This is a genomic window from Frankiales bacterium (assembly GCA_016125335.1).
In the GTDB taxonomy this organism is placed as follows: domain Bacteria; phylum Actinomycetota; class Actinomycetes; order S36-B12; family CAIYMF01; genus Longivirga.
In genome coordinates this window covers 218,914-245,448 of the sequence record WGLY01000006.1, presented here as the reverse complement: position 1 = coordinate 245,448, position 26,535 = coordinate 218,914, and the positions used below count along the sequence as shown (strand labels likewise).

Genomic DNA, 26,535 nt, shown 5'->3' with positions numbered 1-26,535 from the left:
TCTCCCGGCGCTCGCTCAGGTGCGGGGTCGGGTCGCCCGTCTCTCCGGGCGGTCAGGCGTGATCCCTGCGAGCCGGGCGACCCGACCCCGCTCGCGAGTGCGGTTCCGTCGGGCGTGATCCCTACGAGCTTGTTGCGTTGGTCGCTGCGTCTGGGTGCACGTGCCGACGTTCCCGGGGGCGCGGGGTCGGGTCGCCTGTCTCTCCGGGCGGTCAGGCTTGATCCCTGCGAGCCAGGCGACCCGACCCCGCTGTGAGTGCGGCTTCCTTCGGGCGTGCTCTCGACGAGCCAGCCACTCCGCTCTGCGAGCGCGAGGAGGGCCTGGTGTTGCGGTCGGGTCAGGAGGGCGGGCCTACGGGGATGGTCGTGGCGACGGGGCGCAGGGTGTCGGCGAAGAAGTCGTTGCCCTTGTCGTCGACGACGATGAAGGCGGGGAAGTCCTCGACGTCGATCTTCCACACGGCTTCCATGCCGTTCTCGGGGAAGTCGATCACCTCGACGTGCTTGATGCAGTCCTGCGCGAGGCGGGCGGCGGGGCCGCCGATCGAGCCGAGGTAGAAGCCGCCGTTGTCCTGGCAGGCGCGGGTCACGGCGTTCGAGCGGTTGCCCTTGGCGAGCATGACCAGGGAGCCGCCGGCCTTCTGGAACTGGTCGACGTAGGCGTCCATGCGGCCGGCCGTGGTGGGGCCGAAGGAGCCGGACGGCATGCCCTCCGGCGTCTTGGCGGGGCCGGCGTAGTAGACGGCGTGGTCGCGCAGGTAGTCGGGCATCGGCTGGCCGGAGTCGAGCAGCTCCTTGATGCGGGCGTGCGCGATGTCGCGGGCGACCACGAGCGGTCCGGTGAGCGCGAGGCGCGTCTTGACCGGGTAGCGGGAGAGCTCGGCGCGGATCTCGTCCATGGGGCGCGAGAGGTCGACGCGCACGACGTCGTCGTCGAGGTGCTCGTCGGTGACGTCGGGCAGGAAGCGGGCCGGGTCCTCCTCGAGCTGCTCGAGGAAGACGCCCTCAGGCGTGATCTTGGCCAGGGCCTGACGGTCGGCCGAGCAGGAGACGGCGATCGCGACGGGGCACGACGCGCCGTGGCGGGGCAGCCGGATCACGCGGACGTCGTGGCAGAAGTACTTGCCGCCGAACTGCGCGCCGATGCCGAACTCGCGCGTCATCTCGAGGACCTCGGCCTCCATCTCCAGGTCGCGGAAGGCGTGCCCCGCGGTGGAGCCGGCGGTCGGCAGGTTGTCGAGGTAGCGGGCGCTGGCGTACTTCGCCGTCTTGAGGGCGAACTCGGCCGAGGTGCCGCCGACGACGATGGCCAGGTGGTACGGCGGGCAGGCGGAGGTGCCGATCGAGCGGAGCTTCTCGTCGAGGAACCGGCGCATGGCGGCGGGGTTGAGGACGGCCTTCGTCTCCTGGAAGAGCAGGGACTTGTTGGCCGAGCCGCCGCCCTTGGCCATGAACAGGAACTTGTACGACGTCTCGTGCCCCGGCGTGGTGTCGGCGTAGAGCTCGATCTGCGCGGGCAGGTTGGAGCCCGTGTTGCGCTCGTCCCACATGGTCAGCGGCGCCATCTGCGAGTAGCGCAGGTTGAGCGTCGTGTACGCGTCGTAGATCCCCTGGCTGATCGGGCGCTCGTCGTCCCCGGGCGTGAGCACCTGCTGGCCGCGCTTGCCCATCACGATCGCGGTGCCGGTGTCCTGGCACATGGGGAGCACGCCGCCGGCGGAGATGTTGACGTTCTTGAGCAGGTCGAGGGCCACGAAGCGGTCGTTGGGCGAGGCCTCGGGGTCGTCGAGGATGTTGCGCAGCTGCTGGAGGTGGCCGGGCCGCAGCAGGTGCGAGATGTCGCGGATGGCCGTCGCGGAGAGCAGTCGCAGCGCCTCCGGCTCCACCTGGAGGAACGTCCGTCCGCCGGCCTCCACGGTCGACACGCCCTCGGTGGTGAGCAGGCGGTAGGGAGTCTCGTCCGGACCGATGGGAAGGAGGTCGGTGTACTCGAACTCAGGCATACGGCGAGCCTACGTCCCGCGGCTCCGCGTGGCCGGGCGACTCCGCCCTGGGCGGACCGCGGTGCCGGTCGCGGCGGGATGGGCCGACGCCCTAGCGTCGGGGGATGGCGACATGGGACGACGTGGAGCGGATCGCCCGCGGGCTTCCCGAGGTGGACGAGGCGCCCACGGGCCACGACGGCCTGCGCGGCTGGCGCGTGCGGGGCAAGCGCAACCTGGTGTGGGAGAGGCCGTTGCGACCTCGCGACGTGCGCGAGCTCGAGGAGCTCGGGGGTGTGGCGCCGGACGGTCCGGTCCTCGGCGTGCGCGTGCCCGACCTCGACAGCAAGGACGCCAGGCTGGCCGAGGACCCGGACGCGGTGTTCACGGTCCCGCACTTCGACGGGTACGCCGCCGTGCTCGTGCGGCTGGACGAGATCGACGTCGCCGACCTCGAGGACCTGATCACGGACGCCTGGGTCCACCTCGCGCCGAAGCGGGTGGTGGCTGCGTGGCAGGGCTCGCGCGCGGACTGAGTCAGCGCGGGTCAGCGGCGAGCCTGCGGGCCAGTCGCTCGTAGCGGGCGAGCTCCTCGTCGACGCCGGTCGTGCGGCTCGGCTCGTCGAAAGCCACGAGGCGGAACACGGCGGCGCGCGCGAGGAGCGAGCGCCACGACCGCGGGTCGAGGTCGGCCGGGCGGGCGAGCCGCAGCAGCGCGGGGTCGGCCTGCCACCACAGCAGGGCGTCGACCACGACGACGGCATCCGCATAGGCGGCGGGTCGACAGTAGGGCGAGACGTCGATGACCGCGGGCGCCAGGTGCGGTGCGAGCAGGACGTTGCCCGCGAGGTCGCCGTGCACGAGGCGGCGGGGGAGCTGCTCGTCGCGGGTCGCGGAGAGCAGCGCGTCGACGAGCGGGGCCGAACGGGCGCCGAGGGCCGGCTCGTCCTCCGCCCAGGCGGCGCGGTCGGCGGCCGACCATCGGTCGCGGCGTGCCCGCAGGTGGGCGGGGAGCGGCTCGTGCGCCCACGAGTCGTGCAGGGCGCGGCCGGCGGCGAGCACCGCGAGCCAGCGGTCCGCACGGGTCTCGTCGTCGGGCAGCGGCTCGCCGGTCAGCCACGGGACGGCGGACCAGCCGTCGACGGTCCACCGCCCGTCGCGCGCGGGGCGTGGCGCCGCGAGCCGCACCCGCTGGTCCGCGTGCCGCGCGACGAGCCCGGCGTACCAGGCCACGTGCTCCTCGACGCAGCCCGGCTTCAGGACGTGGGCGCCCACCCGCACGCTGGTGCCCTGGCCGCCGTCGAGCGGGTGCTGCGGGCCGTCGATCCCGAACTCCCGCAGCACGTGCCCCGGGACGGTTGCGGGCATCAGTCGATGAGCCGTCGGCGCAGGACGCGGATGGCCAGCGGGGCCATCACGGCGGCGAACGCAACCAGAGCGAGCACGTGCCACAGGTCGTCGGCCGGCTGCCAGCCGAACACGGCGTCGCGCACCAGCTGCACGCAGTGGTAGAGCGGGTTCACCTGCGCGAGCGTCGCGATCCAGGACGGGAGCCCCTGGAGCGGGAAGAAGATGCCGGCGAGCAGGAACATCGGGGTGACGAGCGCGCTCTGCACGTAGTTGAACGAGTCGATGCTCGGCACGACGCCGGAGAACGACATGCCCATCAGCGCGATGCCGAACCCGGTGAGGAAGCCGATGAAGGGGATCGCCAGCATCCCCCACGACGGCGGCAGCCCGAACACGATGGCGACGAGGAGCGGCGCCAGGCCGAACACCCCTGCCTTCACCGCGATCCAGCACGCCTCGGCGAGGAAGAGCTCCGGCACGTCGACGGGCGCCGCGAGGATCCCGTCGTAGGTCTTCATGTAGACGCGCTTCACGTAGGTGTCGAACATGCCGGCGAACACCGACGAGAACAGCACCGCGGTCGCCACGGTGCCGGTGCCGATGAACTGGATGTAGGGGATGCCCTGCACGGTGGAGACGAGGGCACCGAGCCCGAAGCCGAAGGCGAGCAGGTTGATGGTGGGCTCGACGATCGCGCCGAAGGTGCTCGACGGCCAGACCCGGCGGAACAGCGTGGTCTCGCGCAGGAACACGCCGGCGAACGCGGCCGGCTCGACGGCGCGCAACGGGCGGCCCGGAGCGCCGCCGGCTGCGGCCCTGCTGACGGTGGTGCTCATGCGCCCTCCAGTCGCTCGCCGGTGAGGAGGACGAACACGTCCTCGAGGTTCGCCGCCCGGCGCGCGCCCTCGCCGAGGCGCTCGAGGACATGGGCCGGGAGCGCCTCGGCGCGCAGCACCGAGACGGCGGGGCCGGTGCGCCGGGTCGGGAAGCCCAGCGGGCGCACGACGTCCTCCACGGCGGCGAGGCGCTCCGGTGGGCCGTAGTACTCCAGCGCCTCGACGCCGGCGTGGCCGGAGACGAGGGTGGCCGGCGCGCCGCGTGCGACGACGGAGCCGTGCGACATGACGGCGACGTCGTCGCAGAGCCGCTCGGCCTCCTCGATGTAGTGCGTCGACATGAGCACGGACACCCCGGACGCGCGGAGCGCGTCGATGAGGGTCCAGATGTCGCCGCGCACCTGCGGGTCGAGCCCCACCGTCGGCTCGTCGAGCAGCACCAGCGCCGGGTCGTGCACGAGCGCCCGGGCGATGAGCAGCCGACGCCGCATGCCGCCCGACAGCGTCGAGACGCGGCTGCCGGCCCGCTCGACGAGCTGCGCCCGGTGCAGTGCGGCGTCCACCGCCTCGCGCCGCCGGGGACGCGGCACGCGCAGCAGCGTGGCCCACACGGCCAGGTTCTGCGCGACGGTGAGGTCCTCGTCGAGGTTCTCGCGCTGCGGCACCACGCCCATCCGGGCGCGGGCCTGCTTGGACTGGCGGGGGATCTCGAACCCGAGGACGCGGATCTCGCCCTCGTCCGGCACCGCCTGGCCGGTGAGCATGCGCATGGTCGTGGACTTCCCGGCACCGTTGGGCCCGAGGAGGCCGAGGCACGTGCCCGCCGGCAGGTCGAGGTCGAGGGAGTCCACCGCCCGCAGCCCGTCGAACGTCTTGACGACGCCGCGCAGGGAGAGCGCGGGCGGGGTCGCGACCGACGTCGTCGATGTCACCGGGCCACGCTAACGGGAGCGTCCACCGGGATAGCCTCGTCGCGTGACCGAGCCCGTCCCCGACCCGCTGTCCGACGCGCTGCGCCTGCGCGCCTCCGACGCCGACCGCGAGCGGGTGGCCGGGCTGCTGCGCGACGCGTTCGCCGAGGGCCGGCTCTCACCCGTGGAGCACGAGGAGCGCCTCGCCGAGGTCTACCGCGCCACCACCTACGCGGAGCTTCTGCCCGTGCTCCACGACCTCCCGGTGCCACCAGGAGTGCTCTCGGTGCCCGGTGCCGGCCAGGCGGTGGCGATCACCGGCGCGCAGCCGCCCGCCGTGCCCTCGTCGTCCGGGGTGGTGGTCGACCCGTCGCGCGCGGGGCAGGCGCAGGGCGCCGCCGTCGCGATCCTGTCCGGTGTGGAGCGCAAGGGCGCCTGGGTGGTGCCGTCCTCGCTCTCGGCGGTGAGCGTGCTGGGCGGCATGGAGCTCGACCTCACCGACGCGGTGCTCACCTCGCAGACCACCACCATCACGGCGTTCTGCGTCCTGGGCAGCGTCGAGATCACCGTGCCGGAGGGGGTCGACGTCCAGGTGGACGCGGTCGCGATCCTCGGCGGTCACTCCGGCCCCGGCACGGCGCCGCCGCCGGGGGCGCCCACGCTGCGGATCACGGGCCTCGTGCTGCTCGGGGGGATCGACGTCAAGCGTCCCAAGGACGGCGGACGGCGCGCGCTGCGTCGCGGGGAGTCCTGACGCCCGTCAGTGGCTGGCGTCGTAGTCGACCGACGCGTAGGTGCGCAGCTTCGTGAGGGTGTGCTCGCTGTGCACGTCGCGGATGGTGCCGCTCTTGCTGCGCATCACGATCGAGTGCGTCGTCACCGAGTCGCCGCGGTAGCGCACGCCCTGGAGCATCTCGCCGTCGGTGATGCCGGTGGCGACGAAGAAGACGTTGTCGCCCGTGACCAGGTCGTCGGTGAGCAGAACGCGCTGGAGGTCGTGGCCCGCGTCGAGCGCCCGCCGGCGCTCGTCATCGTCCTTCGGCCACAGCCGGCCCTGGATCACACCGCCGAGGCACTTCACTGCGCAGGCGGTGATGACGCCCTCGGGGGTGCCGCCGATGCCGACGAGGAGGTCGATGCCGGTGCCCTCGCGCGCGGCCATCACGGCGCCGGCGACGTCGCCGTCGGTGATGAACTTGATCCGCGCACCCGCGCGGCGGATGTCCGCGACGAGGCCGTCGTGGCGCGGGCGGTCGAGCAGGATCACGGTGAGGTCCTCGATGCGCTCGGACTTCGCCTTCGCGATGCGGGCGAGGTTGTCGGCGATCGGCGCCTCGATGTCGACGACGTCGGCGGCCTCGGGCCCGGTGACCAGCTTCTCCATGTAGAACACGGCGGAGGGGTCGTACATCGTGCCGCGCTCGGACACGGCGAGCACCGAGAGCGCGTTGGGCATCCCCTTGGCGCACAGGGTGGTGCCGTCGATCGGGTCCACCGCCACGTCGACGCTGGCGCCCGTGCCGTCGCCCACCTCCTCGCCGTTGAACAGCATGGGGGCGTCGTCCTTCTCGCCCTCGCCGATCACGACCACGCCGTCCATCGACACCGACTGCACCAGCGCCCGCATGGCGTTCACCGCGGCGGCGTCCGCGCCGTTCTTGTCACCGAAGCCGACCCACCGTGCCGCCGACATCGCGGCCGCCTCGGTCACGCGGACCAGCTCGAGCGCGAGGTTGCGGTCGGGCGCCTCCGGCGTGCGGTCGGCCGTCGTGGTCATGGGTGCTCCTCGGAGGTCGGCGTACCGGATGCGGCGTACCGGCACTGTAACGACCGCGCGGGTGACGACGCCGACCAGCGCGGCGCACCCCCGCCATCGCCGGACGCCGGCCGCTACGGTTCGGGCCATGAGCCACTACCGGGCGACCGAGGTCGCGGCGCTGCTCGGCGTCAGCGACGACACGGTCCGCCGGTGGATCGACGCCGGGCGGCTGCCGGCCGTGCGCGACGCGGCCGGCCGGTGGTCGGTCGCGGGCCGCGACCTCGCGGAGCTCGCGCGCGAGCTCGCCTCGCCGGCGCAGGTGCAGGGCAGCGTGACCACCTCCGCGACGAACCGGATGCCGGGGCTGGTCACGGCGGTGCGCCGCGACGGGCTGGTGGCGGAGGTGGAGATCCAGGCCGGCCCGTTCCGGCTCGTGTCCCAGATGGCGGCCTCGGCGGCGGACGCGCTGGGGCTGGAGCCGGGCGAGCTAGTCGTGGCCTCGGTGACCACCGGCGACCTGCTGGTGGAGACCACCGGGCGCACCGCACGTCGCGGCTGAGCGGGGTCCCCTGCGGCGCCGGCCCGGCGCGTCGACCACAATGGCCGGGTGGGCAGCGACCGGGACGAGTCCGTGACGGACGTCGCACCGCCCTCGGCCGAGGGCGACAGCGCCCCCGTGGGCGCCGGGCCGACGCCCGCCGGGGACGACCCCGCCGAGGTCGCGCGCCAGCGCGAGGAGCGGGCCCGCAAGCGGCTGCGCCAGACCGCGCGCGACATGTTCCTGTCGATGCTCGTCGTGTCCGGTGTCGTCGTGCTGCTCGTGCTGCCGTGGAACCGCGGTTCGGACACGATCGCCACGGTCGACCCGTCGCCGGTCGTGGCGGGCGCGCGCGAGACCGAGCCCTGGCCCGTGCTCGCACCCACCGGTGAGCCCGCCACCTGGCGGTGCACCAGCGCCCGCATCTCCACGGCGGTCGACGGTCAGGACATCGTGCACCTGGGCTACCTCACGCCCGACTCGCTCTACATGGGCCTCGAGCAGTCGGCGACCCAGCAGCTCTCGTTCGTGAGCGACCAGACCCTGCAGGGACGCGAGGACGGCACCGTGCGGATCGGCGACCGCACCTGGACCCGCATGGTCTCCGCCGACGGCACGCACCGCTCGCTGGTGACGAAGGACTCCGGCGCCACCTACGTGGTGCTCTCGACCGCCTCCTGGGACGTCGTGACCGCCTTCACCGCCAGCCTGCGCGCCGGCTGAGGCGCGCCGACGGTGGCGAAGTCCCCAAGAGTGCACCCGACCCCGAAATGTCAGACTCGAGAACCGGCCTCAGAGATGCGTTTGGAGGACTCAGTGCCGGCTCCAGTCCGGAGGACGGGTGTGAGACCAACAGTTCTCAGGGAAGCCGTATCCGGTCATCCCGCCGTCGGCCGGGTCGTCATGTGCTGAGCTGCGGAATGGCACCAGCACAACGTTCGTCGGTAAGGACGGCACATGAGCCCCGTACTTGATCAGCTTGAGCGGTGGGAGGCTGCCATCCACCGCGTCGGAGGTCCCGGGTACTACGTCGGCCAGCCTGGCCTTCGCCCCGACCAGGTCCGGGACTTGCTGGCAAGCCATGGCCTCCAGCCCTCGCCCGAACTGGTCACCTGGTTCACCTGGCACGACGGCGGCGGCGCGCCCCACGCCCAGTTCACTCCACCGTCCCCCTACTGCCTGTGCTCGCTCGAAAGTGCTCTTGCGAGTCGAGCGTTCCTGCTATCCACCAACGCGGACCGGGAACACGTCCCACCGGAACGGCAATACCGGCAACAGTGGCTGCCGATCATGTCGGATCCCGACTTCCTCGTGTACGACTGCACAGATGGGAGCATCTGGTCTGTGTCCGCGTGGGACGAGGAATTCAGCCGGCCAGTGTCGGAGAGTCTTGAAGCCTGCGTGCGCACGTTCTGTGATGCGCTCGACTCAGGCCGGTACCAGCTCAACGGTGGTCAAATTGAGCCGGCCGCTGACGCAGGCGCCCCGGGTGGAGACAGCGTCTATCTACTGATGTAGGGGTCGACCTTCTAACGGCAGCGGACACTGAGCGTCCCGACTCGCCGGTCACGGCGCGCCGGGACTTGCATCCCTATCCACAACCCGAAAGTCATCGAGCCGTCGAGCCATGCCCACACGAGCGTGGCTCTCAACACGTGTTGGGACAGAACACCCCCGGCCGGACCGGACCTTCCCCGTCAACCCCCGTCGGGCGTGGTCGTGCCGCGCGCGGCGTCCAGGCGGGTGCGCGCGTCGTCGAGCCACTGCTGGCAGATGGCGGCGAGCGCCTCGCCGCGCTCCCAGAGAGCGAGCGACTCCTCGAGCGACGTGCCGCCCGCCTCGAGCCGGCGCACGACGTCCGCCAGCTCGTCACGGGCCTGCTCGAAGGACGGGGACGCCGCCGGCTCGGTCATGGGGGCCAGCCTAGGACGGCGGGCCCGGCGGTCGGCTCAGTCGCGCGTCGCGCGGAACTCGCCGCGGCCGACCCGCACGCGCACCTGGGCGCCCGTCGCCACGTCGTCGGCGTCGCGCACGACCGAGCCGTCGGGGGCCTGCACCACGGCGTAGCCGCGGTCGAGGGTGGCCGCGGGCGAGAGCGCGCGCACGCGCGCGCGGACGTGCGCCACGTCGTCCGAGGCCCGGGCCAGCCGGTGGTCGAGCCCGCGCCGCGCGCGGTCGAGCAGGCCCGCCACGGTGTCGGCCCGGGCGGACACCAGCACCGAGGGGTCGGCCAGCACGGGGCGGTGGCGGACGCCGTCGAGCCAGGCGCGCTGCTGCTCGACCCGTCCGCGCACCGCGCGCTCCGCCCGGGCGCGCAGCTCGGCCACGAGCCGCGCCTGCTCGGACATGTCCGGCACGACCCTGCGCGCGGCGTCGGTGGGGGTCGAGGCGCGCACGTCGGCCACGAGGTCGAGCAGCGGCGAGTCCTTCTCGTGCCCGATCGCGGAGACCACGGGAGTACGGCACGCGGCCACGAGGCGCACGAGGCCCTCGTCGGAGAACGGCAGCAGGTCCTCCACGGAGCCGCCACCGCGCGTGACGACGATGACCTCGACGTGCGGCACGGCGTCGAGGTCGCGGATCGCGTCGCAGACCTCCTGCACCGCGCGGGTGCCCTGCACCGCCACCTCGCGGATCTCGAAGTGCACGCCGGGCCAGCGCCGGCGGGCGTTCTCGACGACGTCGCGCTCGGCGTCGCTCGCCCGCCCGCACACCAGCCCGACCGCGCGCGGCAGGAACGGCAGGGGGCGCTTGCGGCCCGCGTCGAACAGCCCCTCGGTCGCGAGCAGGTTCTTGCGCGCCTCGAGCTGGGCGAGCAGCTCGCCGAGCCCGACCGCACGGATCTCGGTGGCCCGGAACGACAGCGTGCCCCGCCCGGGGAAGTACTCGGCCCGCGCGTGCACGACCACGCGCTGCCCCTCCGCGAGCGGCGGGACGCACGAGTCGACGACGCGCGGCTGGGCGGACACGCTCACCGACATGTCGGCCTCGGTGTCGCGCAGGGTGAGGAAGACCAGGCCGGCACCGGGACGCCGGCTCAGCTGCGCCACCTGGCCCTCGACCCACACGGCGCCCAGCCGCGCGATCCAGCCCTCCAGGGCGCGCGCGATGGTGCGCACCGCGGCCGGCCGCTCCGGCGAGGTCTCGAGAGCCATGCGGGGCAGCCTAGGAGACGCAGGTCACGTGCCCGGTGTTCGCGCAGAGCACGACGCGACGGGTCGCGGGCCCGGCGTGCGCACCTACGATGAAGGGGTGACTTCCTCCGAGAGCCCCCGGCGTCAGGTGCTGCTCGCGGCACCCCGCGGATACTGCGCCGGCGTCGACCGTGCGGTCGTGACCGTCGAGAAGGCGCTCGACCTCTACGGCCCGCCGGTCTACGTCCGCAAGCAGATCGTGCACAACAAGCACGTCGTGGAGGAGCTCGAGGCGCGCGGGGCGATCTTCGTCGAGGAGACCCAGGAGGTGCCCGAGGGCGCGCTCGTGGTGTTCAGCGCGCACGGCGTCGCGCCGTCGGTGCACGCCGAGGCCGCCGAGCGCGGACTGCGCACGATCGACGCCACGTGCCCGCTCGTCACCAAGGTGCACCAGGAGGCGCGCCGCTTCGCCGACGAGGGCTACCGCATCCTGCTCATCGGCCACGAGGGCCACGAGGAGGTCGTCGGCACCACGGGCGAGGCGCCCGAGGCGATCACCCTGGTCGACGGTCCGCATCACGTCGACGACCTCGATGTGTCGCCCGACGAGAAGGTGGTCTGGCTCTCGCAGACCACGCTGTCGGTCGACGAGACCGTGGAGACCGTCGACCTGCTGCGGCAGCGGCTGCCGCTGCTGGTGAGCCCGCCCAGCGACGACATCTGCTACGCGACGCAGAACCGGCAGCAGGCGGTCAAGGCCATCGCGCCGCGCTGCGACGTGGTGGTGGTGGTGGGCAGCGGGAACTCCTCGAACTCCGTGCGGCTGGTGGAGGTCGCCCTCGACGCCGGCGCCCGCGCCTCCTACCGGGTCGACAACGCCGACGAGCTCGACGAGCAGTGGTTCGAGGGTGTCGGGACGGTCGGCGTGACGAGCGGGGCGTCGGTGCCCGAGTCGCTCGTGCAGGGCGTGCTGGACTGGCTCGCCGCCCGAGGCTGGGGCGACGTCGAGCAGGTGTCGTCGGCCGACGAGCGGCTGGTGTTCGCGCTCCCGCCGGAGCTGCGCCGCGACCTCAAGGCCGCCGGGCGCGTCTGACCCGGCGCGCCGGCGCCACGGGGGACGTCGTCAGGCGCGACGTCGACGCACCAGCACGATGGCCAGGCACACCGCGGTGGTGCCGAGGATCCACGGCGCATTGGTGGCCAGGGTGCGGAAGAGCGAGAAGCCCTCGCGCACCAGGAAGTTGCCGGTGCTCTGGAGCGTGAGCTGCCCGGCGGTGAGCGCTGCGGCGAGGAACGCCAGCGGCGGCACGACCACCGCGGCCCAGATGTCCGGCCGGCGCACCACGAGGGCCGCGTAGACCGACGAGGCCGCGAGCGCGACACCGGTGATCACCCCGATGTCGTGGCGCAGCAGCGCCTCGAGGAAGGCCGCGATCACGGTGACCCCGCCGACGACGACGAACACGCCGGCGTAGGTGAGGCCGCCGCCGCGGTGCACGCGCGCGGGTGCGGCGTCCGCCTCCACCCGCCGGGCCGGGGTGTAGGCCGGGTCGATGGCCGGGATGGCGTCGAGCGTGGCGGGGCCCTCGGCCCCGGAGGAGCGGTAGAGCCGGCCGGTGTCGACCCGTGGTGCCGGCGCGCTGGACCGGCGCGGGTCGACGACGCCGTCCCACGGGTCCTCGGTGTCGGCGCTCCTCGCGGCCGGGCGGGCGGCCTCCCGCTCCGCGGCGGCCATCGCGGGAGCCAGCGGCGGCACCATCACCGCGCCGAGCGGCAGCTCGTCCTGCGGCGGCTGCCGGTCCGGGGTGGCGATCCGCTCGGGGACGGCCCGGTCCGCGTCGTCGTGCTCGGCGGTGTCGGAGGCCGTTCCGGCGCGGTCCGGCGGCAGGTCCTGGGCGGGCGGCTCCGGCGGCGTCCCGTCGGACTCGCGCGACTCCGCGGGCCCGGCAGGCATGGACCGGGACCCGGGCCCGGCAGGGCGCCCGGAATCGGCTCGGGCGGGCGCGGGGGGCGCGTCCGGGTCGTCGAAGAGGTCGCCGAAGGACGGCGCTCCCCGGTCCTGATCGCTTCCCACGGTGGTCAACCGTACGTGACCGGAGCCGTCTCCTCCGCCAAGGGCGCCGTGGCGAGGTCGGCGAGCCCCCCGTCGCGGGAGGCGACGAGCTCGTCGGCGGCGAGGGGGCGGGTGGCGGTGCTCAGCAGGCGGGGCGGCGCGAGCCCCGCGTCGTCGTCCGCGCCGTCGACCAGGCCGAGGCCGGCGAGGCGCCGCGCGGTGACCAGCACGCGCGACTCGAGCGAGCCCACCGTGGCGTTGTACTGGCCCACGGCGCCGTCGAGCGCGCCGCCCAGCCGGGCCAGGTGGCCGCCGAGAGTCGCCAGCCGGGCGTGCAGGTCGCGCGCGAGCGCATGGACCTCGCGCACGTTGCGCGCGGCCGAGTCCTGCCGCCAGGTGTGGGCGACCGTGCGCAGCAGGGCGAGCAGGGTGGTGGGCGTCGCGATGACGACGTCGCGGGCGAACGCGTGCTCGAGAAGGTCGGGGCGCGCGTCGAGCGCGGCGGAGAGCAGCGACTCGGCGGGCAGGAACAGCACGACGAACTCCGGCGACCCGTGGCGTCGCCAGTAGTCCTTGGCGGAGAGGCGGTCCACGTGGGCGGCCAGCTCCGCGGCGTGGCGCGAGAGCAGCAGCCGCGAGGTGGCGTCGTCGGTCTCCTGCGTCGCGTCGAGGTAGGCCGAGAGCGGCACCTTCGCGTCGACGACGACGTCGCGACCGTCGGACAGGTGCACCACGAGGTCCGGGCGCAGCAGGTCGCCCGCGTCGTCGCGCGTGCTGGCCTGCTCCTCGAAGTCGACGTGCGGCAGCATCCCCGCGGCCTCCACGAGGCGGCGCAGCTGCACCTCGCCCCAGCGCCCGCGCACCTCCGAGCGGCGCAGCGCCGTGACCAGCCGTCCCGTCTGGTCGCGCAGGGCGTCGGTGCCCGCGGCCGTGAGCCGGATCTGCTCGCGCAGCTCGGCCTGGGCCGCCGCGCGCTCGCGCTCGGTGCGCGCGAGCTCGGCCGACATCCGGGTCAGCGAGTCCTGCAGCGGGCGGACCAGGGCGTCCACCGTCCGCTCCTGGTCGCTCGGCGTCCCCCGCCGCGACCGCGGGTCGCGGCGCACGACGGAGAGCACCACGGCGGCGCCCAGCAGCGCGCCGAGGCCCAGGCCGACGACGAGGGCGAGCAGCAGGGGAAGCAGGTCGCTCATGGGTGCGACGGTGCCAGCGACCCCCGACAGCGACGGGACGCCGAGGCCTCGCCCGGCCGTCGCGACACACGAGTTGACGTTGACGCGGCGTCAACCTCTACCGTCGAGACATGAGCACGACGACGGACCGGCCGGGCGAGCGCGCCTGGTCGATCGTGGAGGTCGCGCGCCTGGCGTCGGTGTCGTCGCGGACGCTGCGGCACTACGACGACGTCGGGCTGGTGAGGCCGGCGTTCGTGGGGGCCAACGGCTACCGCTACTACCGGCGTGCGGAGCTGCGGCGGCTCCAGGAGGTGCTCGTGCTGCGCGAGCTGGGCCTGCCGCTGGAGGCGATCGCGCGCGTGCTCGAGGGCACCGGCGACCGCGCCGCGGTGCTGCGCGAGCACCGGGACGCCCTGCTCGCCGAGCGGGACCGGATCTCCCGGCTGGCCGCATCGGTCGGCCGGGTGGTGGCAGAGCTGGAAGGAGGTGAGGAGATGGATCCCGAGGAGATGTTCGACGGCCTCGACACGCCGCAGCAGCGGCGTTACGAGGCGGACCTCGTCGAGAGGTACGGCGAGGGCGTGCGCGAGCAGATCGCGGAGAGCCGGCGCCGGGCCGGCACGATGACCAAGGCCGAGGTGGCCGCGGTCGACGCCGACTACGCCGAGATCGGTCGTCGGCTCGTGCCGCTGATCGACGCCGGAGTCGCCCCCGACGACCCGCGCGTGCTCGACGTGATGGCCGACCACTACGCGATCGTGGCGCGGTTCTGGACGCCGACGGCGGACCAGTACGCCGGGCTGGGCGACCTCTACGTCGACCACCCAGGGTTCTCCCAGGCACGGTATGCCAAGGAGCACCCGATGATGGCCGAGTACCTACGCGACGCCATGGCGGCCTACGCGATCGCCCGGCTCACGTAGCCGTCCCGGCCAGCGGAGGTACCTCCGAGCGCCCGGGAGACCGCCCGGGTGCCTCGTGCCCGGCCGGCGCTCCCCGTGGCCTCCCGTGGGCCTCCGCTGGCCGGGACGGTCGTGGGATCCTCTATCTCGTGATCGAGGGCCCAGGCGGATTCATGGAGATCCAAACGCATGGGCACCGCTGGTCCCTCCATGACGCCTTCCCGGAGGGGCCAAGGTTTGTCGCCGCACTTACCGACGCAGAAGTTGAAGAACTGCGGCGGGCTCTCGCTCTTATCGCACACCTGACGTACCTATCGTCCTGGCCGCTCGTCCTCGCGTCGGCCGATGCCGTGTATGCAGCTATCGCCAAGGCCGCGGAGACGACGCGCGGCGCCTCGCCGACAGCGGCTTTGATCTACCCGGTGAATGCGGCATTCATCGGCTGGTGTCTGATGTTTGAGTCGACCATCAATCACATGCTGGTCGACATCAAGAGACGCTTTGGGGCGAATTCTCCTGAGTACCTGGCGGTTGAGGCAGCCACTAACGAGGCATTCGATACACACCCCGGATACCGGTTCGCGGTCAACCTGAGGAGAGCGATTTCACATGATCGGGTGCCAGAGTTGGGAGGCAAGGCGACCGCTGCCGTCCACTCGGAGACGGGGGAGTCCCGCACCTCCGAATGGCTGATCACGCTCAGCCCCGAATGGTTCGACCGAACAAGGGTTAGCGCGAAGTTCCGCACAGATTTGGACGAACGACTCACGAACAAGGAACCGTTCGTGATCGCCGAGGAGGTTAGCGATGCGATGGAGGGGCTCCACCTAGTCAGAGTCGCGTACATGACGGCATACGCCCGCGAGATGACCGACGCTTCCGACTTGCTCGAACACCTGATGGATCGCGTCCCGACGCGCAGACCTGTCGTCATCGGAGCCGTCCCCGAGGGGACGGGGACGAGATTCGAGTGGGTTCTAACTGGGGAGGCGCGTGCCGTGATCGCGCAGCGGCCTCGAACGGTCGCGATTGACACGCCGCAGCCCCCGGCCTGATCGGCTCGGGGGCTGCGCGGGTTGGTCGGGTCAGACCAGCGTGTAGGCGCTGGCGATCTTGGTGCTGCCGTCCTTGGCGGTGTAGGCGAACCCGGCCTCGGTGATCGTGCCCTCGTAGGTCCAGCGGCCGACCTTCGCGGTCACCTTGCTGGACTTGGTGACGCGCCCCTTGGGGTTGCTGGTGACCAGGTGGGCCATGCCGGGCAGCTGCTGGGTGGCGAAGGTGATCGGGTCGGTGCTGTGCGCCATGCCGCCGTCGAGCACGGTGACCGACGCGCCGAGCCTGGCGGCGGTCTGCAGCAGGCCCTTGGTGCGCGCGTCGTGGCCGGGTGCGAACAGGCGGCGGGTCTCGGCGGTGCACTCGGTCTGCAGGTAGGTCCAGCCGGCCTCGTCGGCAGTCGGGTCGTCGAGGTACCCGCGCTGGCTGGCCGGCAGCGTCTTGGGGTCGGTGTCGCCGGGGATGTCGATGCGGATCTGGCCGCACAGGCAGGGGTGGGGCTCGCGGATCTTGGTGCTGGTCATCGGTGGCTCCTGTCGGGTGGTGGTGGATCGTTCCAAGATCAATTCAAACAGACCAAGATCATCTCTGTCTATGTATAGACGGCCGAGACCCGTTGCGGCTCAACGGGTTTCGGGCACGCAGCCCGGTCTCCGTGCCCCTACGCACAGCGGAGACCGGGCCGCGACGGAGGCTCCACGGGAGGAACGGGCCCGGAGCCTCCGGTCGGTGGGTCAGCCGGCGCGCTGGGCGTGGTGGCTGACGGTGCGGGTCGCCGAGGAACAGGTCGGGCACGGCTTGCCGTCCTCGCGGCAGGTGCTCTCGCCGTCGATGACCTGCAGAGCCAGCCGGCTCTGTCGGGCGTGGTCGGTGCCCGCGTAGGCCAGCAGCGAGTCCGCGCCGATCGCGACGACCCGCGACTGCCGCCAGGCGGCCCGACCCGGCTCGGTGAGGCTGACCTCGATGACGTCCAGCGCGACCATGTTGGTGACGCCGCTGACCGGATCGGTGTAGGTCCGCTCGTAGACGAACCCCGGGCTGACCCCGCACGGCCGGCCGCCCTCGGCCATGGCGACGACCTCGGGGACGTCGAGCGCCTCGGGAGTGAGCCGGGCCAGGGCGTACAGGCCGTCGCGCTGCACCTCCCACTTGGCCACGCGCCCCAAGGGCAGGCGGTCCCCGTCGCCGTGGTGCCACAGCACCGGCACCTTGGGGTTGGCCTTGGCGATGGCGTGGGCCTGAACGGGGGTCAGGGCCAGCGACATGCCGCCCTGCCGGCCCACGGTGGGCACGTTCAGTGGTGCGACGCGCAGCCTGACGAACGGGCCGGTCGTGACGATCAGATCGTCGGTCATCGTGGTGGTCCTCTCCGGGGAACTCGTTGTGCCCCAGCGCATCACGGGCGATGGGTCGCTGGGAAGTAGGCGCGTCGCGGGGCAGGTTCGGACGGCACCGCCCCGCGACGCGGGCGTCAGGCCGCCGACATGCCCAGCGCGGCCAGGTGCGCGGTCTGCGCCTTGGCGTGCTGGGCGATGGTCCGACGACAGGCGACCCCGACGTGCTCGTGCAGGTCGCCCTGGCCGCCCGGCTCAAGGGCCTTGGCGGCCATGACCGCCTGGTCGGCCAGCGACTGCCAGCGACGGGCGACCAGGGTCAGCGCGGCCTCGTCCTCCTCGCTCAGCCCGAAGTCGTACTCGAGCACCGCTGAGGCCCAGAACGAGCGCAGGTCGGACCGGGCCTTCACTCCCCGGCTCAGCGCCTCGCGGTCGTCGGTGCTGGCCACGTCGATGCCCATGGCTGCCGGCAGGTACGCCAGCGCCTGAGCCCGTCGGGCCGCCTCGTCTCGGGCCAGGGCCGCCGCCACCAGGCGCCCGGTGTCGCGGGTCTCGAACCCGCGCTGCCAGTCGGCCTGCGCGTCGAGCACAGCCTGCTCGGCCGCCTTGCGCTCGGCCACGTAGCCGCGCAGCGCCTGACGCGCCTCACCGACTGCGAGGTGCTGGGCCAGCCCCTGCTCGTCGCCGATCGCCAGGCAGAACAGCAGGTCGGCCCGCTCGTCGCTGCCGTAGGGCGACGCCCACTCGGGCACCGCCTCGAAGATCGGCGGGATCGGCGCAGGTGCGACCTCTCGCTGCCGGCGCTTGGGCTTGCGGGTCGTCTCGGGCTTGGTCGTCGTCATGGTGTGTCTCCTTGTGTGCGTTGGGTTCGGTTCGCTTCGGGTTTCGTTGGCCGCATGGCCGAGGTGAGGTCGGAGAGAGGAATGCGCAAGGGCTTCGGGGTGGACCTCCACGCTTGGGAAAAGCGATCACCCGCCCTTCCGGCGCCCCGGCCGGCGCTGTGCGGTGCTCAGGTCGCAGGTCGGGTCGTAGGCGCGGCGGTACAGACAGCCCCGGTGCGCGACCTTGCGTTCGGCGCTCGCCCAAGCCGGGCTCTCGGGACCGGTCTCGATCAACCAGTCGACGGGCTTGTCGCAGTAGACGCACGGCTCGCCCCGCTTGGCTGCTGCCTTGGCCTTGGGGTTCATGACGGGTAGTCCGTGACGTGGGTCGGCACCAGGCCGAGGTGGGATAGGGAGTGGGTTACCGCCCTGGTCCCCGGTGCGCCCAGCCACGCCCAGTCGATGAGGTTGCCCAGCAGCTGCAACATGTGCCGCACGTCGGCCGGGGTCAGCCCATCCGCGCAGCACCAGCACTCGCCCGGCTCGGCGCAGGTCAGGTCCAGGCCGGCGTCACAGCCCCAGCCCGAGTCGGACAGGACGTTGAAGCGCAGGCCGACTCCGCGTATCGCCCAGGCCTCGGCGCGACGGCGCTGGGGTGTCAGCACCGCGACGCAGGCGGTGTCCTCAGTGCTGGCCAGCAGCAGGTCGTCAGGGGTGATCATCGGTCCTCCTCGGGTCGTCCGGGTGGGGTGGTGCCGGGCGGGGACGCACGACCGGGGACGTCCTGGTGTCCCCGGTCGTCACGAGGGCCGGCTCTCGCGGGTCTCCGCGTAGGTAGGTGACCCCCTGCTCCCGCGTAAGAGCCGCCTCGTCCCCGGCACAGCGGCCCCCACGACGACCGGGGACCGTCCCCGTGTCCCCGGTCGTCGTCCCCGGTCGTCAGCCCACCCACGACGGCCCCGTCTCGTAGGTCCGGCTGGCCTTGCCGCTGACCGGGTTCGGCGGCCCCGTGGCCTCGGTGAGCCAGCCCAACTCGCACGCCTTCGCGAGCGCGTCGTGCCAGACCTTCTTGTCGCGCCCGGCCACGGCCTGGCGCAGGGCCTCCCGTCCCAGCCGCTGACCCTCGGCGCGGGCCACCCGGGCCGCCAGCACGTGTGCGACTCGTCGTGCGTCGTGGTCGGCCTTGGCTTCTTCGGTGAGAGCAGCGGCCCGGCCCCTCGCCCGGGCTTTGGCCTCAGCCTCGGCGGCCAGACCCGCTGCTGCTGCGTCACGCAGCGCGGCGGAACGCGAGATCAGCCGGCCGGCGAGCGCCCAGTCGTCCCAGGACACCTGCAGGCGACCGTCGAGCAACCCGAGCAGGCCTGCGAGTCGCAGACGTTGCTGGTTGTCGTGCTCGCCTCCGTCACTCTGATGCTGGTGGCCCTGCCAGACGGCAAGCCGGACCTCGGGTTCGGTCGCCATGACGAGCCGTCCCGGAGAGGTGAGCGCCGAGAACGCGACGGCCTCGCCGGTCACTTCCTCGGGCAGCCGGATCGGCAGAGGAGGGATGACCTGCTCCGGAGGCAGGGCCGGCCACGACGCCCTACCCTCCTCGTCTTGCGCGTCGAACCACAGCCAACGCTGCAGATCCCCGACGTTGGCACCGCCGAACACCTCGGACACCAGGCCCGGCTGGATGCCGGCGAGCACCGCGAGCCGGTAGGTGTCGGCCGCCACGGGTAGGCGCTTCTCGGGATCTCTGTAGTCCGACCCGAGGTCCCCGCCTGACCAGGCGGTGCGCAACTCGGCGCCGAGTGTCGCCCCACCGCGCTCCTTGACCGCGACAACCTGGCCGTACTCGTCCACGAAGGCGAACAGTCGGTAGGCGTGCCGGAGAGGCACGGTCGTTCCCTTGGGCGCCTCGGGATCCGGGTCCTTGGCGCGGTGGGTGTAGCCCGCTGCCAGCCCTTCGCCCGAGCCGAGCCGGTGACGGCCCGCCGACCAGCGCCAGGCACGGCCGACGGCTCCGTTCGCCTCGCTCTTGCTCGCGCCGCTCCTGCCCAGCAGCAACACGAACAGGTTGAGGCAGGTGTCGTTCGTGCCGACCGGTGACGCGACCCGAACCTCGGGCGCGACCTCCGCCGAGGCGCGCGCGAGTACGGCCCCGACCAGCCCCCAGCGACTGAGCCCGCGCGTGCGCCCGACCTGCTCGCACCAGGCCAGCCACGGCCGGGCAGACCACAGGTCCTCGCCCCCGCCCTCCGCGACGGGCTCGTTGCAGCAGGCCTGCATCATCGGGTCGACCGGGGCGATCTTCGGCCGGGCGTCCTGTACCGCCCGCTTGAACTCGGCGCGGGCCTCGTCCTCGCCGCCGTCGCGGTCGGGTGACACAGCGGCCACGAAGGCATCCCGTACCGACCCGAGTGAGGCGAGCAGTCCGGCGTGCCCCTCGGCGTCGGCCGACAGCAGGGCGTAGGTCGCGCGGGTCATCCGGTCGTGCCGTGAGCCCCCGGTCGCGATGTCCGCGACGGCCCGCTCGGACACGCCGGCCATGTAGGTGCACGGCCGGGCTGCCCGGCGCGAGGCTCTCGTGGGGTCTCCGGGCGCTTCGTGGGCCGCCCCGGTCCTCTCGCCCCCGGAGGGACTCTCGTGGCCTCCCGTGGGCCTCCGCTGCCCGGGACGGGCCCACGGGGCCGTGGCCGTCATGAGCCGCGCGGCCTGCGCCGGGCTCAGCACCGGCAGATCACCCACGGCCGGCAGGCGATCCAGCACCTCGCCGGTACGCCGATCGACGGCCTGGTAGGTCGCACCGGACGGGTGCAGCGAGCCGGGCGCCATCGAGTAGCGGTGCCCGAGCCGCAGGGTCTCGACGCCATCGTGCGCGCCCCAGCACCCGGCCTGGTCGTACCCATCGGGCAGCCGGTACCAGCGGTGCCCCGACTCGGGGTGCGTGTCGAGCCGCGCCGAGGTCACCACCGTGAGTGGGAACGGGTCGCCCTCGTTCAGCAGCTGCCAGGTCGCCTTACCGCTCTTGCCGTCGTAGTCGTCCACGTCGAGCACCACGACGCCGGCCGGGATCCGAACCCCGAGGTTGTCCCAGGTCGGATGCTGGGTGACGTACTCGAGCCAATCGGCGTAGCCGAGCAGGTTCGCCGTCGCGCCGGTCCAGCCGGCCGGCGGGCTCTTCTTGCTCGCATGCGGCAGGGGCAGCGGGCCGTACCCGGCCTCGGCCAGCGCGAGCGCCCGGCCCATCAGGCCGTCAGCAGGCAGGACCCCAGCCGTGGTTTCCTGGTCGTGTCCTCGTCCGGGACTGGTGTGCGGTCCCCCGGTGCTCGCGCCGGGGGCCGCGCCGTCCTTAGGCGCCATCGCTGCCACCGACGATCAGCACGTAGTGCGCCGGGTTGACGCAGGTGAGGTTGGCGCACAGCCGGCGCAGCCGATCGCCCTGCACCAGCGGTCCGCGCTCGGCGACCCACACGACCCGCGCGGCCATGTGCGGCCGCGTGGAACCTCGCAGGTTGACGCGAGGGCGGCCGGTGCCGCCGTCCGTCATGTCGCACAGAAGGCAGCCGTCCTCGTCCGTGGTGCGCGCAAGGACACGGCGAGCCGCGTCGAATACGTCGGGGGTCTGAGTGAGGGACTTCGGCTCGTTGCTCACCGCGCACCGACCAGGGCACGGGCGACGCGAGCAGCCTGCTCGGGCGTCGGCTCAGGAGCGGAGTCGATCTGGCGCTCGACCCAGGACGGGTCGGTCACGATGTCCGGAAATGACATGGGGCGGACCTCTCGGATCCGCCCCTGGGCTTGCCGCCGGATGTTCCGGCTCCACCTCGCTGCTCACGGGACCGGGCTGGTTACCCCGCGGCTCTTACCCACAAGGGAAACATGGTGCACCCTCAGCACACAACCAGCGTCGTGTGGCGTGTCGCCAGAGCGGCTCAGCGCCAGGCGATCTCAAGGTCGTGCTCGGTCGGGCGGCGTGGCCGGTTCAGCAGCACGACATGCTCGATCAACTCAGCGATGACGGCGTGCTGCCGCTCGGGATCTGCCAGCCGCTCCCAGGCTTCGGCAGGGTCGGACCCCAACCCGTCCAGCGCGGGTCGCGGCTCCAACGCGGCCTTGGCCTTGGCAATCCGCTCACGCAGCCGCTGGTCCTGTGCGGCGTAGGCCTCGGGCGACAGCCGGCCCTCGGCTGCCAGATCGGCCATGGCGGACAGACGCGCCTCCAATGCCTCGACGTCAGCTGCCGCGCCGCCCACCCGAGCCGGCGCGGCAGCCACGACCTTGGCGCCGTGCCGGCGCAGCCACGCACCCACCGCCGCGATCACGTGGGGCTCGACCAGCGACCGTTGACGACTCGCGCCGCACTCGGGGCACCGGTAGGTGGGCACGCCCTCTCGGGCGCTGGCCCGGCAGGCGCCGAGGCTCCCGTCGGGATGCTGATGCACGACCAGGCCGGACAGCAGCGAGGTGCCCCGGCGTGGCGCACCCTTGCGGCCCTCGTACGAGCGGCGCACCGCCCACCAGGTCGGCTCATCGATGATCGCGAGGCCGTCATCGGCAGGGCCGATCACGTTGCCGTGTCTGATGATCTGCCCGACGTGGCGACCCGACAGCAGGCACGACCGCAGGGACGCGTTGGTGAACTCGCCTCCCGCCGAGGTCCGGAAGCCCTGATCGTTGAGCCACTTGACCTGACTGGTGGTGGACGCTCCCGCCGCGATCGCGCGATACACGGCGGTGAGTGCCGGCGCCTCGGTCTCGTCGGGCACCAGCCCGGCGCGGCTGCCCCGTCGCGGGCGCTCGGGGTTGTCGGCGTCGGGCTCGACCCAACGCCAGCCGAACGTGCGTCTGCCGGAGGGAGTCAGACGGTGCTCGACCTCAGCCCGGTGCGCCTGGTGTGCCTTGACTCGTTCGGATAGGCGGTCGCTGTAGTGCTGGCCGATCGCGCCGAGCATGTTGGCGTGCAGCCGGCCATCTGCTGTTGCTAGGTCGATGTCACCACCCTGTGTCGTCTCGACGCGTACCGGGCCGAGCCGATCGGTCAACTCCACGAGGTCCGCCAGACGCCGGTACAGCCGGTCGCTCGACCACGCCAGTACGACGTCGACGGTGCGCTCATCGACCATCGCCATGAGCCGGTCGTAGCCGGGTCGCTTCGACCTGGCCGACCATGCCGAGCCGACCTCGCGCACGACCTCGACCACCTGGTAACCGCCGCGCTCGGCCAGCGCGCGGCATGCACGCTCCTGGCGATCGAGCCCGGGTGTGTTCGTCTGATCGTCCTTGCGGCTCAGGCGGACGTAGATCGCTGCCCGCTCCGGGCGCCTGCTCCTGGTGGGTGCCATGGGTGCCAGCCTATCGTGCCTAGAAATAGGCCGACCACCCGGACTTCCGGGCGCGCTACGACGCGGAGCACCCGCGCATGGCCGAGTACCTGCGCGACGCGATGGCGGCGTACGCGCTGGAGCGGCTGGCGTAGGCCGGGGCGAGGGCTGCAGACCTCGCCCCGGACCGCCGCGCGTGGTCGGGCGCACTCGCCCGTGCCACCTAGACTCTCGCCCCGTGGCTCTCACCATCGGCATCGTCGGGCTCCCCAACGTGGGGAAGTCCACGCTGTTCAACGCGCTGACCAAGAACGAGGTCCTGGCGGCCAACTACCCGTTCGCGACGATCGAGCCGAACATCGGGGTGGTCGGCGTCCCGGACCCGCGGCTCGACGTACTCGCGCGCATCTTCTCCTCGGAGCGCACGCTGCCGGCGACGGTCTCGTTCGTCGACATCGCGGGGATCGTCAAGGGCGCCAGCGAGGGGGAGGGGCTCGGCAACAAGTTCCTCGCCAACATCCGCGAGAGCGACGCCATCTGCCAGGTGATCCGCGTGTTCAGCGACCCCGACGTCGTGCACGTCGAGGGTCGGGTGAGCCCGAAGGACGACATCGAGACGATCAACACCGAGCTGATCCTCGCCGACCTGCAGACCCTCGAGAAGGCGCTGCCCCGCCTGGAGAAGGAGGCGCGGCTCAACAAGGACCGGGCCGCCGTCCTCGAGGCAGCGCGCGAGGCGAACGAGGTGCTCTCCGCCGGCACCACGGTGTTCGCCGCCGGGCTCGACCGCGGGCCGCTGCGCGAGCTGTTCCTCCTCACGGCCAAGCCGTTCCTCTACGTCTTCAACGTCGACGCCGACGAGCTCGCGAACGAGTCGCTCAAGGACGAGCTGCGCGCGCTGGTGGCGCCGGCCGAGGCGGTGTTCCTCGACGCGAAGACCGAGGCCGACCTCGCCGAGCTCGACGACGCGGAGGCGCTCGAGCTGCTCCAGTCGATCGGCATGGAGGAGTCCGGCCTCACCACGCTGGCCCGCGTCGCGTTCGACACCCTCGGGCTCCAGACCTACCTCACCGCAGGGCCCAAGGAGTCGCGGGCCTGGACCATCCCCAAGGGCGCCACCGCGCCGCAGGCGGCCGGGGTGATCCACACCGACTTCCAGAAGGGCTTCATCAAGGCCGAGGTCATCTCCTTCGACGACCTCGTCGACGCCGGGTCCGTCCACGAGGCCCGGGCCCGCGGCCGCGCCCGCATGGAGGGCAAGGACTACGTCATGGCCGACGGCGACGTCGTGGAGTTCCGCTTCAACGTGTGAATCGGTAGAGGGCCGCGGGGCAGAGCGTCGCTGGTCCCCGTCAGGCTGCACAGTCGAGAACCGACTGCACCGTGGACGAGCCGTCTACGGCAAAGTTCTAGTTTCGGATCTGACCGAATGCTATCGTTTCAAATATGGACCTATCGGATCCGACACGCTCCGTCACCTCGACCCTCGACGGGCCGGTGCTGGCAGTCATGGCGGCGGTCGGGAAACCGCTCACGGTGGGGCAGGTCGCCGAGCTCGCAGTTCGGGGCTCTGAGATCGGGGTCCGTCGTTCGTTGGACCGGCTCGTCAGCCAAGGCATCATCCGTGCCCAGATCATCGGCCGGACCCAGGTGTACGAACTCAACCGCGAACACCTCGCGGCCAGCGTCGCGGTCATTCTCGCGGGCCTGCGCAACGAGCTGTGGCGACGGCTCCGCGAAGAACTGCAGACCTGGACGGTCCGTCCGCTCGTCGCGACCGCGTTCGGATCCGTTGTCCGGGCCGACGGTGACGAGGCATCCGACATCGACCTGCTCGTGGTGCATCCGCCGTTCCTTGGCGAGACCCCAGCCCGGAAACTGCCACAGTCGACCATGCAGCAGATCACCGACCTGGTCGCACAGCTCGCGTACCGGCCGTCCGAGCCCGACGCGGCCGGTACGTGGCAGACCCAGCTCGACCGGCTCCGGGACAGGGTCGAGGCGTGGACCGGGAACCAGGTCCAGATCGTCGACCTCGACGTGTGGTCCTGGCAGCGCCCTGACCCAACGCTCGAACCGCTGCTGGCGAACATCCGGGCCGACGGCATCGACCTTGTGAGCCCCACGACGCCGAGCCTGACTGGGGCCGGCCGTGGCCGGTAAGCGACGGACCGCACCCGCTGACCGGGCCGCTGCCCGAACCCGGCAGCAGTCAGCAGCCGCCTACCTCGAGGTGGCGCAGCTCGCAGTCGGGGACGACCGCGCCGCTATGCCTGGCGTCGCTGCCGGGCTCGCAGTCCTGGCCGGGATCGCCGCATCGGACGCGATCTGCGCGGCCCGGCTCGGCGAGATCCATCGCGGAGACGACCACCGCGCAGCCGCTGACCTTCTCGCCGGCGCCGTGCCGGACGGGACGAAGCTGTCCGCCACGTTCAAGCGGCTCATCGACCTGAAGGACGAGGCCCACTACGGCGTCATGCTGATCCCGACCCAGCGGGCCCGCCACGCGATCCGATGGGCTGCCACCCTGGTGTCGCGAGCGCAGGAGGAGACCGAACGCTGAACTGCGACACCGAGCCCGGGTGGCAGGGCTGCGCCCTGGAGGACGGCGACCCCGTGACGGCCCGCTTCGATGGGATGGCGATGACGTTGCGGCTGACCGACGAGGAGGACCGCGCCCTGGAGGCGCTGGCCCGAGCCGAATGGGTGAGCAAGCAGGAGGCCGCGATCCGCGCGATCACCGATGCCGCCGCCCGGCGGGTCCACGAGGACCACGTGCGCGAGCTGTCGGCGTCGGCACGTGAGCGCCACGCCCAGCTGCTGGAGCGGCTCGGCAGGTGACCACCTACCTGACCCTCGAGGACCTGCTGGCCCTGGTCGGGGACCTCGGGGTCGGACCCGTGCGCGATCTCGGGCTGCTCGACTCGGCGGCGCACCGCCCGACGACGTCGCTCTACGGGCACGAGGCCTACCCCACCCTGGACTCCAAAGCGGCGGTCCTGCTCGACTCCCTCGTCGGCAACCACGCTCTCGTCGACGGCAACGAGCGGCTGGGCTGGCTGGCGGTCGTCGTCTTCTACGGGCTCAACGGGATCGACCTCGACGCGCCGGACGACGACGCCTTCGATCTCGTGGTCGGTGTCGCGTCCGGTCAGATCGGGGCCGAGGGGGCCGCCGAGCGGCTGGGGCGCTGGCGAGCACGCCGCTCCGGACGTCGGTAGGTCTCCGCGCACCCGTCGGGTGGCAGAAGCGAGTCGGTGCGCGCCATGCGGCGCGACCCCGAGCACGGCTCGGGCTGCCGGGTTCCAGGCTCTGCGCCATACGGGCGTGTCCCGGACGTCGGGCGTCCGAGGGCCGGTACGGTCGCGGCCGTCAGGCGGATCAC

Annotated in this window: 29 protein-coding genes; 13 read left to right on the top strand and 16 right to left on the bottom strand. The window is 72.5% G+C overall.

The genetic code is table 11. From position 1 onward, the window contains the following. Positions 1-337: 337 nt before the first annotated feature. Positions 338-2,002 carry a fumarate hydratase gene (locus tag GC157_04730; protein ID MBI1376775.1) on the bottom strand — a complete coding sequence of 555 codons (1,665 nt, stop codon included), beginning with the start codon at positions 2,000-2,002 and terminating at the stop codon, positions 338-340. Positions 2,003-2,106: 104 nt separating this feature from the next. On the opposite strand from GC157_04730, the gene GC157_04725 reads away from it, so the two are divergent. Next, positions 2,107-2,517, top strand: a complete 411-nt coding sequence (locus GC157_04725; protein ID MBI1376774.1) for an MmcQ/YjbR family DNA-binding protein — start codon at positions 2,107-2,109, stop codon at positions 2,515-2,517. A gap of 1 nt (position 2,518) precedes the next feature. On the opposite strand, the gene GC157_04720 is transcribed toward GC157_04725, so the two are convergent. The 3 genes from GC157_04720 to GC157_04710 are packed head-to-tail and all read right to left on the bottom strand — an operon-like array spanning position 2,519 to position 5,099. After that, positions 2,519-3,349: an aminoglycoside phosphotransferase gene (locus GC157_04720; protein MBI1376773.1), complete on the bottom strand. Its 831-nt coding sequence runs from the start codon at positions 3,347-3,349 to the stop codon at positions 2,519-2,521. Next, on the bottom strand, positions 3,349-4,167 hold the full coding sequence (locus GC157_04715; GenBank protein ID MBI1376772.1) for an ABC transporter: 819 nt from the start codon (positions 4,165-4,167) through the stop codon (positions 3,349-3,351). Before GC157_04715 ends, GC157_04720 begins: the two co-directional genes overlap by 1 nt. After that, the gene (locus tag GC157_04710; protein MBI1376771.1) at positions 4,164-5,099 is read right to left on the bottom strand and encodes an ATP-binding cassette domain-containing protein; all 936 of its coding nucleotides are present in this window, start codon (positions 5,097-5,099) and stop codon (positions 4,164-4,166) included. Before GC157_04710 ends, GC157_04715 begins: the two co-directional genes overlap by 4 nt. A gap of 43 nt (positions 5,100-5,142) precedes the next feature. Between GC157_04710 and GC157_04705 the strand changes: the two genes are divergently transcribed. After that, a complete protein-coding gene (locus tag GC157_04705) occupies positions 5,143-5,832 on the top strand; it encodes a DUF1707 domain-containing protein (protein ID MBI1376770.1) in 690 nt (229 codons plus the stop codon). Positions 5,833-5,838: 6 nt separating this feature from the next. Here the strand turns inward: GC157_04705 and glpX are convergent, their stop codons facing one another. Continuing rightward, positions 5,839-6,855, bottom strand: a complete 1,017-nt coding sequence (gene glpX / locus GC157_04700; GenBank protein ID MBI1376769.1) for a class II fructose-bisphosphatase — start codon at positions 6,853-6,855, stop codon at positions 5,839-5,841. Between the two features lie 127 nt (positions 6,856-6,982). Here glpX and GC157_04695 point away from each other — a divergent pair, with 127 nt between their 5' ends. The 3 genes from GC157_04695 (at position 6,983) to GC157_04685 (ending at position 8,893) form a co-directional block, all read left to right on the top strand. Then, complete coding sequence (locus GC157_04695) at positions 6,983-7,396, top strand: helix-turn-helix domain-containing protein (protein MBI1376768.1); 414 nt, start codon at positions 6,983-6,985, stop codon at positions 7,394-7,396. A gap of 48 nt (positions 7,397-7,444) precedes the next feature. Further along, positions 7,445-8,098 carry a DUF4245 family protein gene (locus GC157_04690; GenBank protein MBI1376767.1) on the top strand — a complete coding sequence of 218 codons (654 nt, stop codon included), beginning with the start codon at positions 7,445-7,447 and terminating at the stop codon, positions 8,096-8,098. Positions 8,099-8,332: 234 nt separating this feature from the next. Further along, positions 8,333-8,893, top strand: coding sequence for a hypothetical protein (locus GC157_04685; protein ID MBI1376766.1), 561 nt, complete (start codon positions 8,333-8,335; stop codon positions 8,891-8,893). A 179-nt stretch (positions 8,894-9,072) separates the two neighbouring features. On the opposite strand, the gene GC157_04680 is transcribed toward GC157_04685, so the two are convergent. Both GC157_04680 and GC157_04675 read right to left on the bottom strand, forming a co-directional pair. Next, on the bottom strand, positions 9,073-9,288 hold the full coding sequence (locus tag GC157_04680; protein ID MBI1376765.1) for an exodeoxyribonuclease VII small subunit: 216 nt from the start codon (positions 9,286-9,288) through the stop codon (positions 9,073-9,075). Positions 9,289-9,324: 36 nt separating this feature from the next. Beyond that, entirely contained in the window at positions 9,325-10,530 is a 1,206-nt protein-coding gene (locus tag GC157_04675) for an exodeoxyribonuclease VII large subunit (GenBank protein MBI1376764.1), read from the bottom strand. Between GC157_04675 and GC157_04670 the strand changes: the two genes are divergently transcribed. After that, the gene (locus GC157_04670) at positions 10,484-11,602 is read left to right on the top strand and encodes a 4-hydroxy-3-methylbut-2-enyl diphosphate reductase (protein ID MBI1376763.1); all 1,119 of its coding nucleotides are present in this window, start codon (positions 10,484-10,486) and stop codon (positions 11,600-11,602) included. The two genes, GC157_04675 and GC157_04670, sit on opposite strands and share 47 nt — an antisense overlap. A gap of 30 nt (positions 11,603-11,632) precedes the next feature. Here GC157_04670 and GC157_04665 read toward each other — a convergent pair whose 3' ends face one another. After that, a complete protein-coding gene (locus GC157_04665; GenBank protein ID MBI1376762.1) occupies positions 11,633-12,463 on the bottom strand; it encodes a hypothetical protein in 831 nt (276 codons plus the stop codon). A 125-nt stretch (positions 12,464-12,588) separates the two neighbouring features. After that, positions 12,589-13,752 carry a DNA recombination protein RmuC gene (gene rmuC / locus GC157_04660; protein MBI1376761.1) on the bottom strand — a complete coding sequence of 388 codons (1,164 nt, stop codon included), beginning with the start codon at positions 13,750-13,752 and terminating at the stop codon, positions 12,589-12,591. A gap of 110 nt (positions 13,753-13,862) precedes the next feature. Between rmuC and GC157_04655 the strand changes: the two genes are divergently transcribed. Continuing rightward, positions 13,863-14,657 (top strand): MerR family transcriptional regulator, encoded by a 795-nt coding sequence (locus GC157_04655; protein MBI1376760.1) that lies wholly within the window; start codon positions 13,863-13,865, stop codon positions 14,655-14,657. 152 nt (positions 14,658-14,809) lie between these two features. Continuing rightward, positions 14,810-15,691: a hypothetical protein gene (locus GC157_04650; GenBank protein MBI1376759.1), complete on the top strand. Its 882-nt coding sequence runs from the start codon at positions 14,810-14,812 to the stop codon at positions 15,689-15,691. Between the two features lie 30 nt (positions 15,692-15,721). On the opposite strand, the gene GC157_04645 is transcribed toward GC157_04650, so the two are convergent. From GC157_04645 to GC157_04615, 7 genes are all read right to left on the bottom strand, one after another. Further along, positions 15,722-16,213: a hypothetical protein gene (locus GC157_04645; GenBank protein ID MBI1376758.1), complete on the bottom strand. Its 492-nt coding sequence runs from the start codon at positions 16,211-16,213 to the stop codon at positions 15,722-15,724. A 210-nt stretch (positions 16,214-16,423) separates the two neighbouring features. Then, on the bottom strand, positions 16,424-17,044 hold the full coding sequence (locus GC157_04640; protein ID MBI1376757.1) for a hypothetical protein: 621 nt from the start codon (positions 17,042-17,044) through the stop codon (positions 16,424-16,426). Positions 17,045-17,160: 116 nt separating this feature from the next. Further along, positions 17,161-17,865 carry a hypothetical protein gene (locus GC157_04635; GenBank protein ID MBI1376756.1) on the bottom strand — a complete coding sequence of 235 codons (705 nt, stop codon included), beginning with the start codon at positions 17,863-17,865 and terminating at the stop codon, positions 17,161-17,163. A gap of 126 nt (positions 17,866-17,991) precedes the next feature. Then, the gene (locus GC157_04630; GenBank protein ID MBI1376755.1) at positions 17,992-18,210 is read right to left on the bottom strand and encodes a hypothetical protein; all 219 of its coding nucleotides are present in this window, start codon (positions 18,208-18,210) and stop codon (positions 17,992-17,994) included. After that, complete coding sequence (locus tag GC157_04625; GenBank protein ID MBI1376754.1) at positions 18,207-18,566, bottom strand: hypothetical protein; 360 nt, start codon at positions 18,564-18,566, stop codon at positions 18,207-18,209. Before GC157_04625 ends, GC157_04630 begins: the two co-directional genes overlap by 4 nt. 217 nt (positions 18,567-18,783) lie before the next feature. Then, complete coding sequence (locus tag GC157_04620; protein ID MBI1376753.1) at positions 18,784-21,198, bottom strand: hypothetical protein; 2,415 nt, start codon at positions 21,196-21,198, stop codon at positions 18,784-18,786. 563 nt (positions 21,199-21,761) lie between these two features. Next, on the bottom strand, positions 21,762-23,171 hold the full coding sequence (locus GC157_04615; GenBank protein MBI1376752.1) for a hypothetical protein: 1,410 nt from the start codon (positions 23,169-23,171) through the stop codon (positions 21,762-21,764). Between the two features lie 217 nt (positions 23,172-23,388). Between GC157_04615 and ychF the strand changes: the two genes are divergently transcribed. The 5 genes from ychF to GC157_04590 all read left to right on the top strand — a co-directional run bounded on the left by ychF (position 23,389) and on the right by GC157_04590 (position 26,371). Continuing rightward, positions 23,389-24,462: a redox-regulated ATPase YchF gene (ychF, locus tag GC157_04610; GenBank protein MBI1376751.1), complete on the top strand. Its 1,074-nt coding sequence runs from the start codon at positions 23,389-23,391 to the stop codon at positions 24,460-24,462. A gap of 134 nt (positions 24,463-24,596) precedes the next feature. Next, positions 24,597-25,313: a hypothetical protein gene (locus tag GC157_04605; GenBank protein MBI1376750.1), complete on the top strand. Its 717-nt coding sequence runs from the start codon at positions 24,597-24,599 to the stop codon at positions 25,311-25,313. Between the two features lie 106 nt (positions 25,314-25,419). Beyond that, positions 25,420-25,713: a hypothetical protein gene (locus tag GC157_04600; protein ID MBI1376749.1), complete on the top strand. Its 294-nt coding sequence runs from the start codon at positions 25,420-25,422 to the stop codon at positions 25,711-25,713. A 74-nt stretch (positions 25,714-25,787) separates the two neighbouring features. Then, positions 25,788-25,991 carry a CopG family transcriptional regulator gene (locus GC157_04595; GenBank protein ID MBI1376748.1) on the top strand — a complete coding sequence of 68 codons (204 nt, stop codon included), beginning with the start codon at positions 25,788-25,790 and terminating at the stop codon, positions 25,989-25,991. Beyond that, complete coding sequence (locus GC157_04590; protein ID MBI1376747.1) at positions 25,988-26,371, top strand: alcohol dehydrogenase; 384 nt, start codon at positions 25,988-25,990, stop codon at positions 26,369-26,371. The genes GC157_04595 and GC157_04590 overlap by 4 nt, the downstream gene beginning before the upstream one ends. Positions 26,372-26,535 lie beyond the last annotated feature (164 nt).

Excerpts from the sequence above, each read along its gene's own strand:
- GC157_04675 (MBI1376764.1), bottom strand. The coding sequence starts at position 10,530 with ATGGCTCTCGAGACCTCGCCGGAGCGGCCGGCCGCGGTGCGCACCATC.
- GC157_04640 (MBI1376757.1), bottom strand. The coding sequence starts at position 17,044 with ATGACCGACGATCTGATCGTCACGACCGGCCCGTTCGTCAGGCTGCGC.
- GC157_04665 (MBI1376762.1), bottom strand. The coding sequence starts at position 12,463 with ATGCCTGCCGGGCCCGCGGAGTCGCGCGAGTCCGACGGGACGCCGCCG.
- GC157_04645 (MBI1376758.1), bottom strand. The coding sequence starts at position 16,213 with ATGACCAGCACCAAGATCCGCGAGCCCCACCCCTGCCTGTGCGGCCAG.
- GC157_04725 (MBI1376774.1), top strand. The coding sequence starts at position 2,107 with ATGGCGACATGGGACGACGTGGAGCGGATCGCCCGCGGGCTTCCCGAG.
- GC157_04715 (MBI1376772.1), bottom strand. The coding sequence starts at position 4,167 with ATGAGCACCACCGTCAGCAGGGCCGCAGCCGGCGGCGCTCCGGGCCGC.
- GC157_04600 (MBI1376749.1), top strand. The coding sequence starts at position 25,420 with ATGCCTGGCGTCGCTGCCGGGCTCGCAGTCCTGGCCGGGATCGCCGCA.
- GC157_04605 (MBI1376750.1), top strand. The coding sequence starts at position 24,597 with ATGGACCTATCGGATCCGACACGCTCCGTCACCTCGACCCTCGACGGG.
- GC157_04730 (MBI1376775.1), bottom strand. The coding sequence starts at position 2,002 with ATGCCTGAGTTCGAGTACACCGACCTCCTTCCCATCGGTCCGGACGAG.
- GC157_04635 (MBI1376756.1), bottom strand. The coding sequence starts at position 17,865 with ATGACGACGACCAAGCCCGAGACGACCCGCAAGCCCAAGCGCCGGCAG.
- GC157_04625 (MBI1376754.1), bottom strand. The coding sequence starts at position 18,566 with ATGATCACCCCTGACGACCTGCTGCTGGCCAGCACTGAGGACACCGCC.
- glpX (MBI1376769.1), bottom strand. The coding sequence starts at position 6,855 with ATGACCACGACGGCCGACCGCACGCCGGAGGCGCCCGACCGCAACCTC.
- GC157_04655 (MBI1376760.1), top strand. The coding sequence starts at position 13,863 with ATGAGCACGACGACGGACCGGCCGGGCGAGCGCGCCTGGTCGATCGTG.
- GC157_04630 (MBI1376755.1), bottom strand. The coding sequence starts at position 18,210 with ATGAACCCCAAGGCCAAGGCAGCAGCCAAGCGGGGCGAGCCGTGCGTC.
- GC157_04685 (MBI1376766.1), top strand. The coding sequence starts at position 8,333 with ATGAGCCCCGTACTTGATCAGCTTGAGCGGTGGGAGGCTGCCATCCAC.
- GC157_04670 (MBI1376763.1), top strand. The coding sequence starts at position 10,484 with ATGGTGCGCACCGCGGCCGGCCGCTCCGGCGAGGTCTCGAGAGCCATG.
- GC157_04595 (MBI1376748.1), top strand. The coding sequence starts at position 25,788 with ATGGCGATGACGTTGCGGCTGACCGACGAGGAGGACCGCGCCCTGGAG.
- GC157_04650 (MBI1376759.1), top strand. The coding sequence starts at position 14,810 with ATGGAGATCCAAACGCATGGGCACCGCTGGTCCCTCCATGACGCCTTC.
- GC157_04615 (MBI1376752.1), bottom strand. The coding sequence starts at position 23,171 with ATGGCACCCACCAGGAGCAGGCGCCCGGAGCGGGCAGCGATCTACGTC.
- rmuC (MBI1376761.1), bottom strand. The coding sequence starts at position 13,752 with ATGAGCGACCTGCTTCCCCTGCTGCTCGCCCTCGTCGTCGGCCTGGGC.
- GC157_04720 (MBI1376773.1), bottom strand. The coding sequence starts at position 3,349 with ATGCCCGCAACCGTCCCGGGGCACGTGCTGCGGGAGTTCGGGATCGAC.
- GC157_04680 (MBI1376765.1), bottom strand. The coding sequence starts at position 9,288 with ATGACCGAGCCGGCGGCGTCCCCGTCCTTCGAGCAGGCCCGTGACGAG.
- GC157_04695 (MBI1376768.1), top strand. The coding sequence starts at position 6,983 with ATGAGCCACTACCGGGCGACCGAGGTCGCGGCGCTGCTCGGCGTCAGC.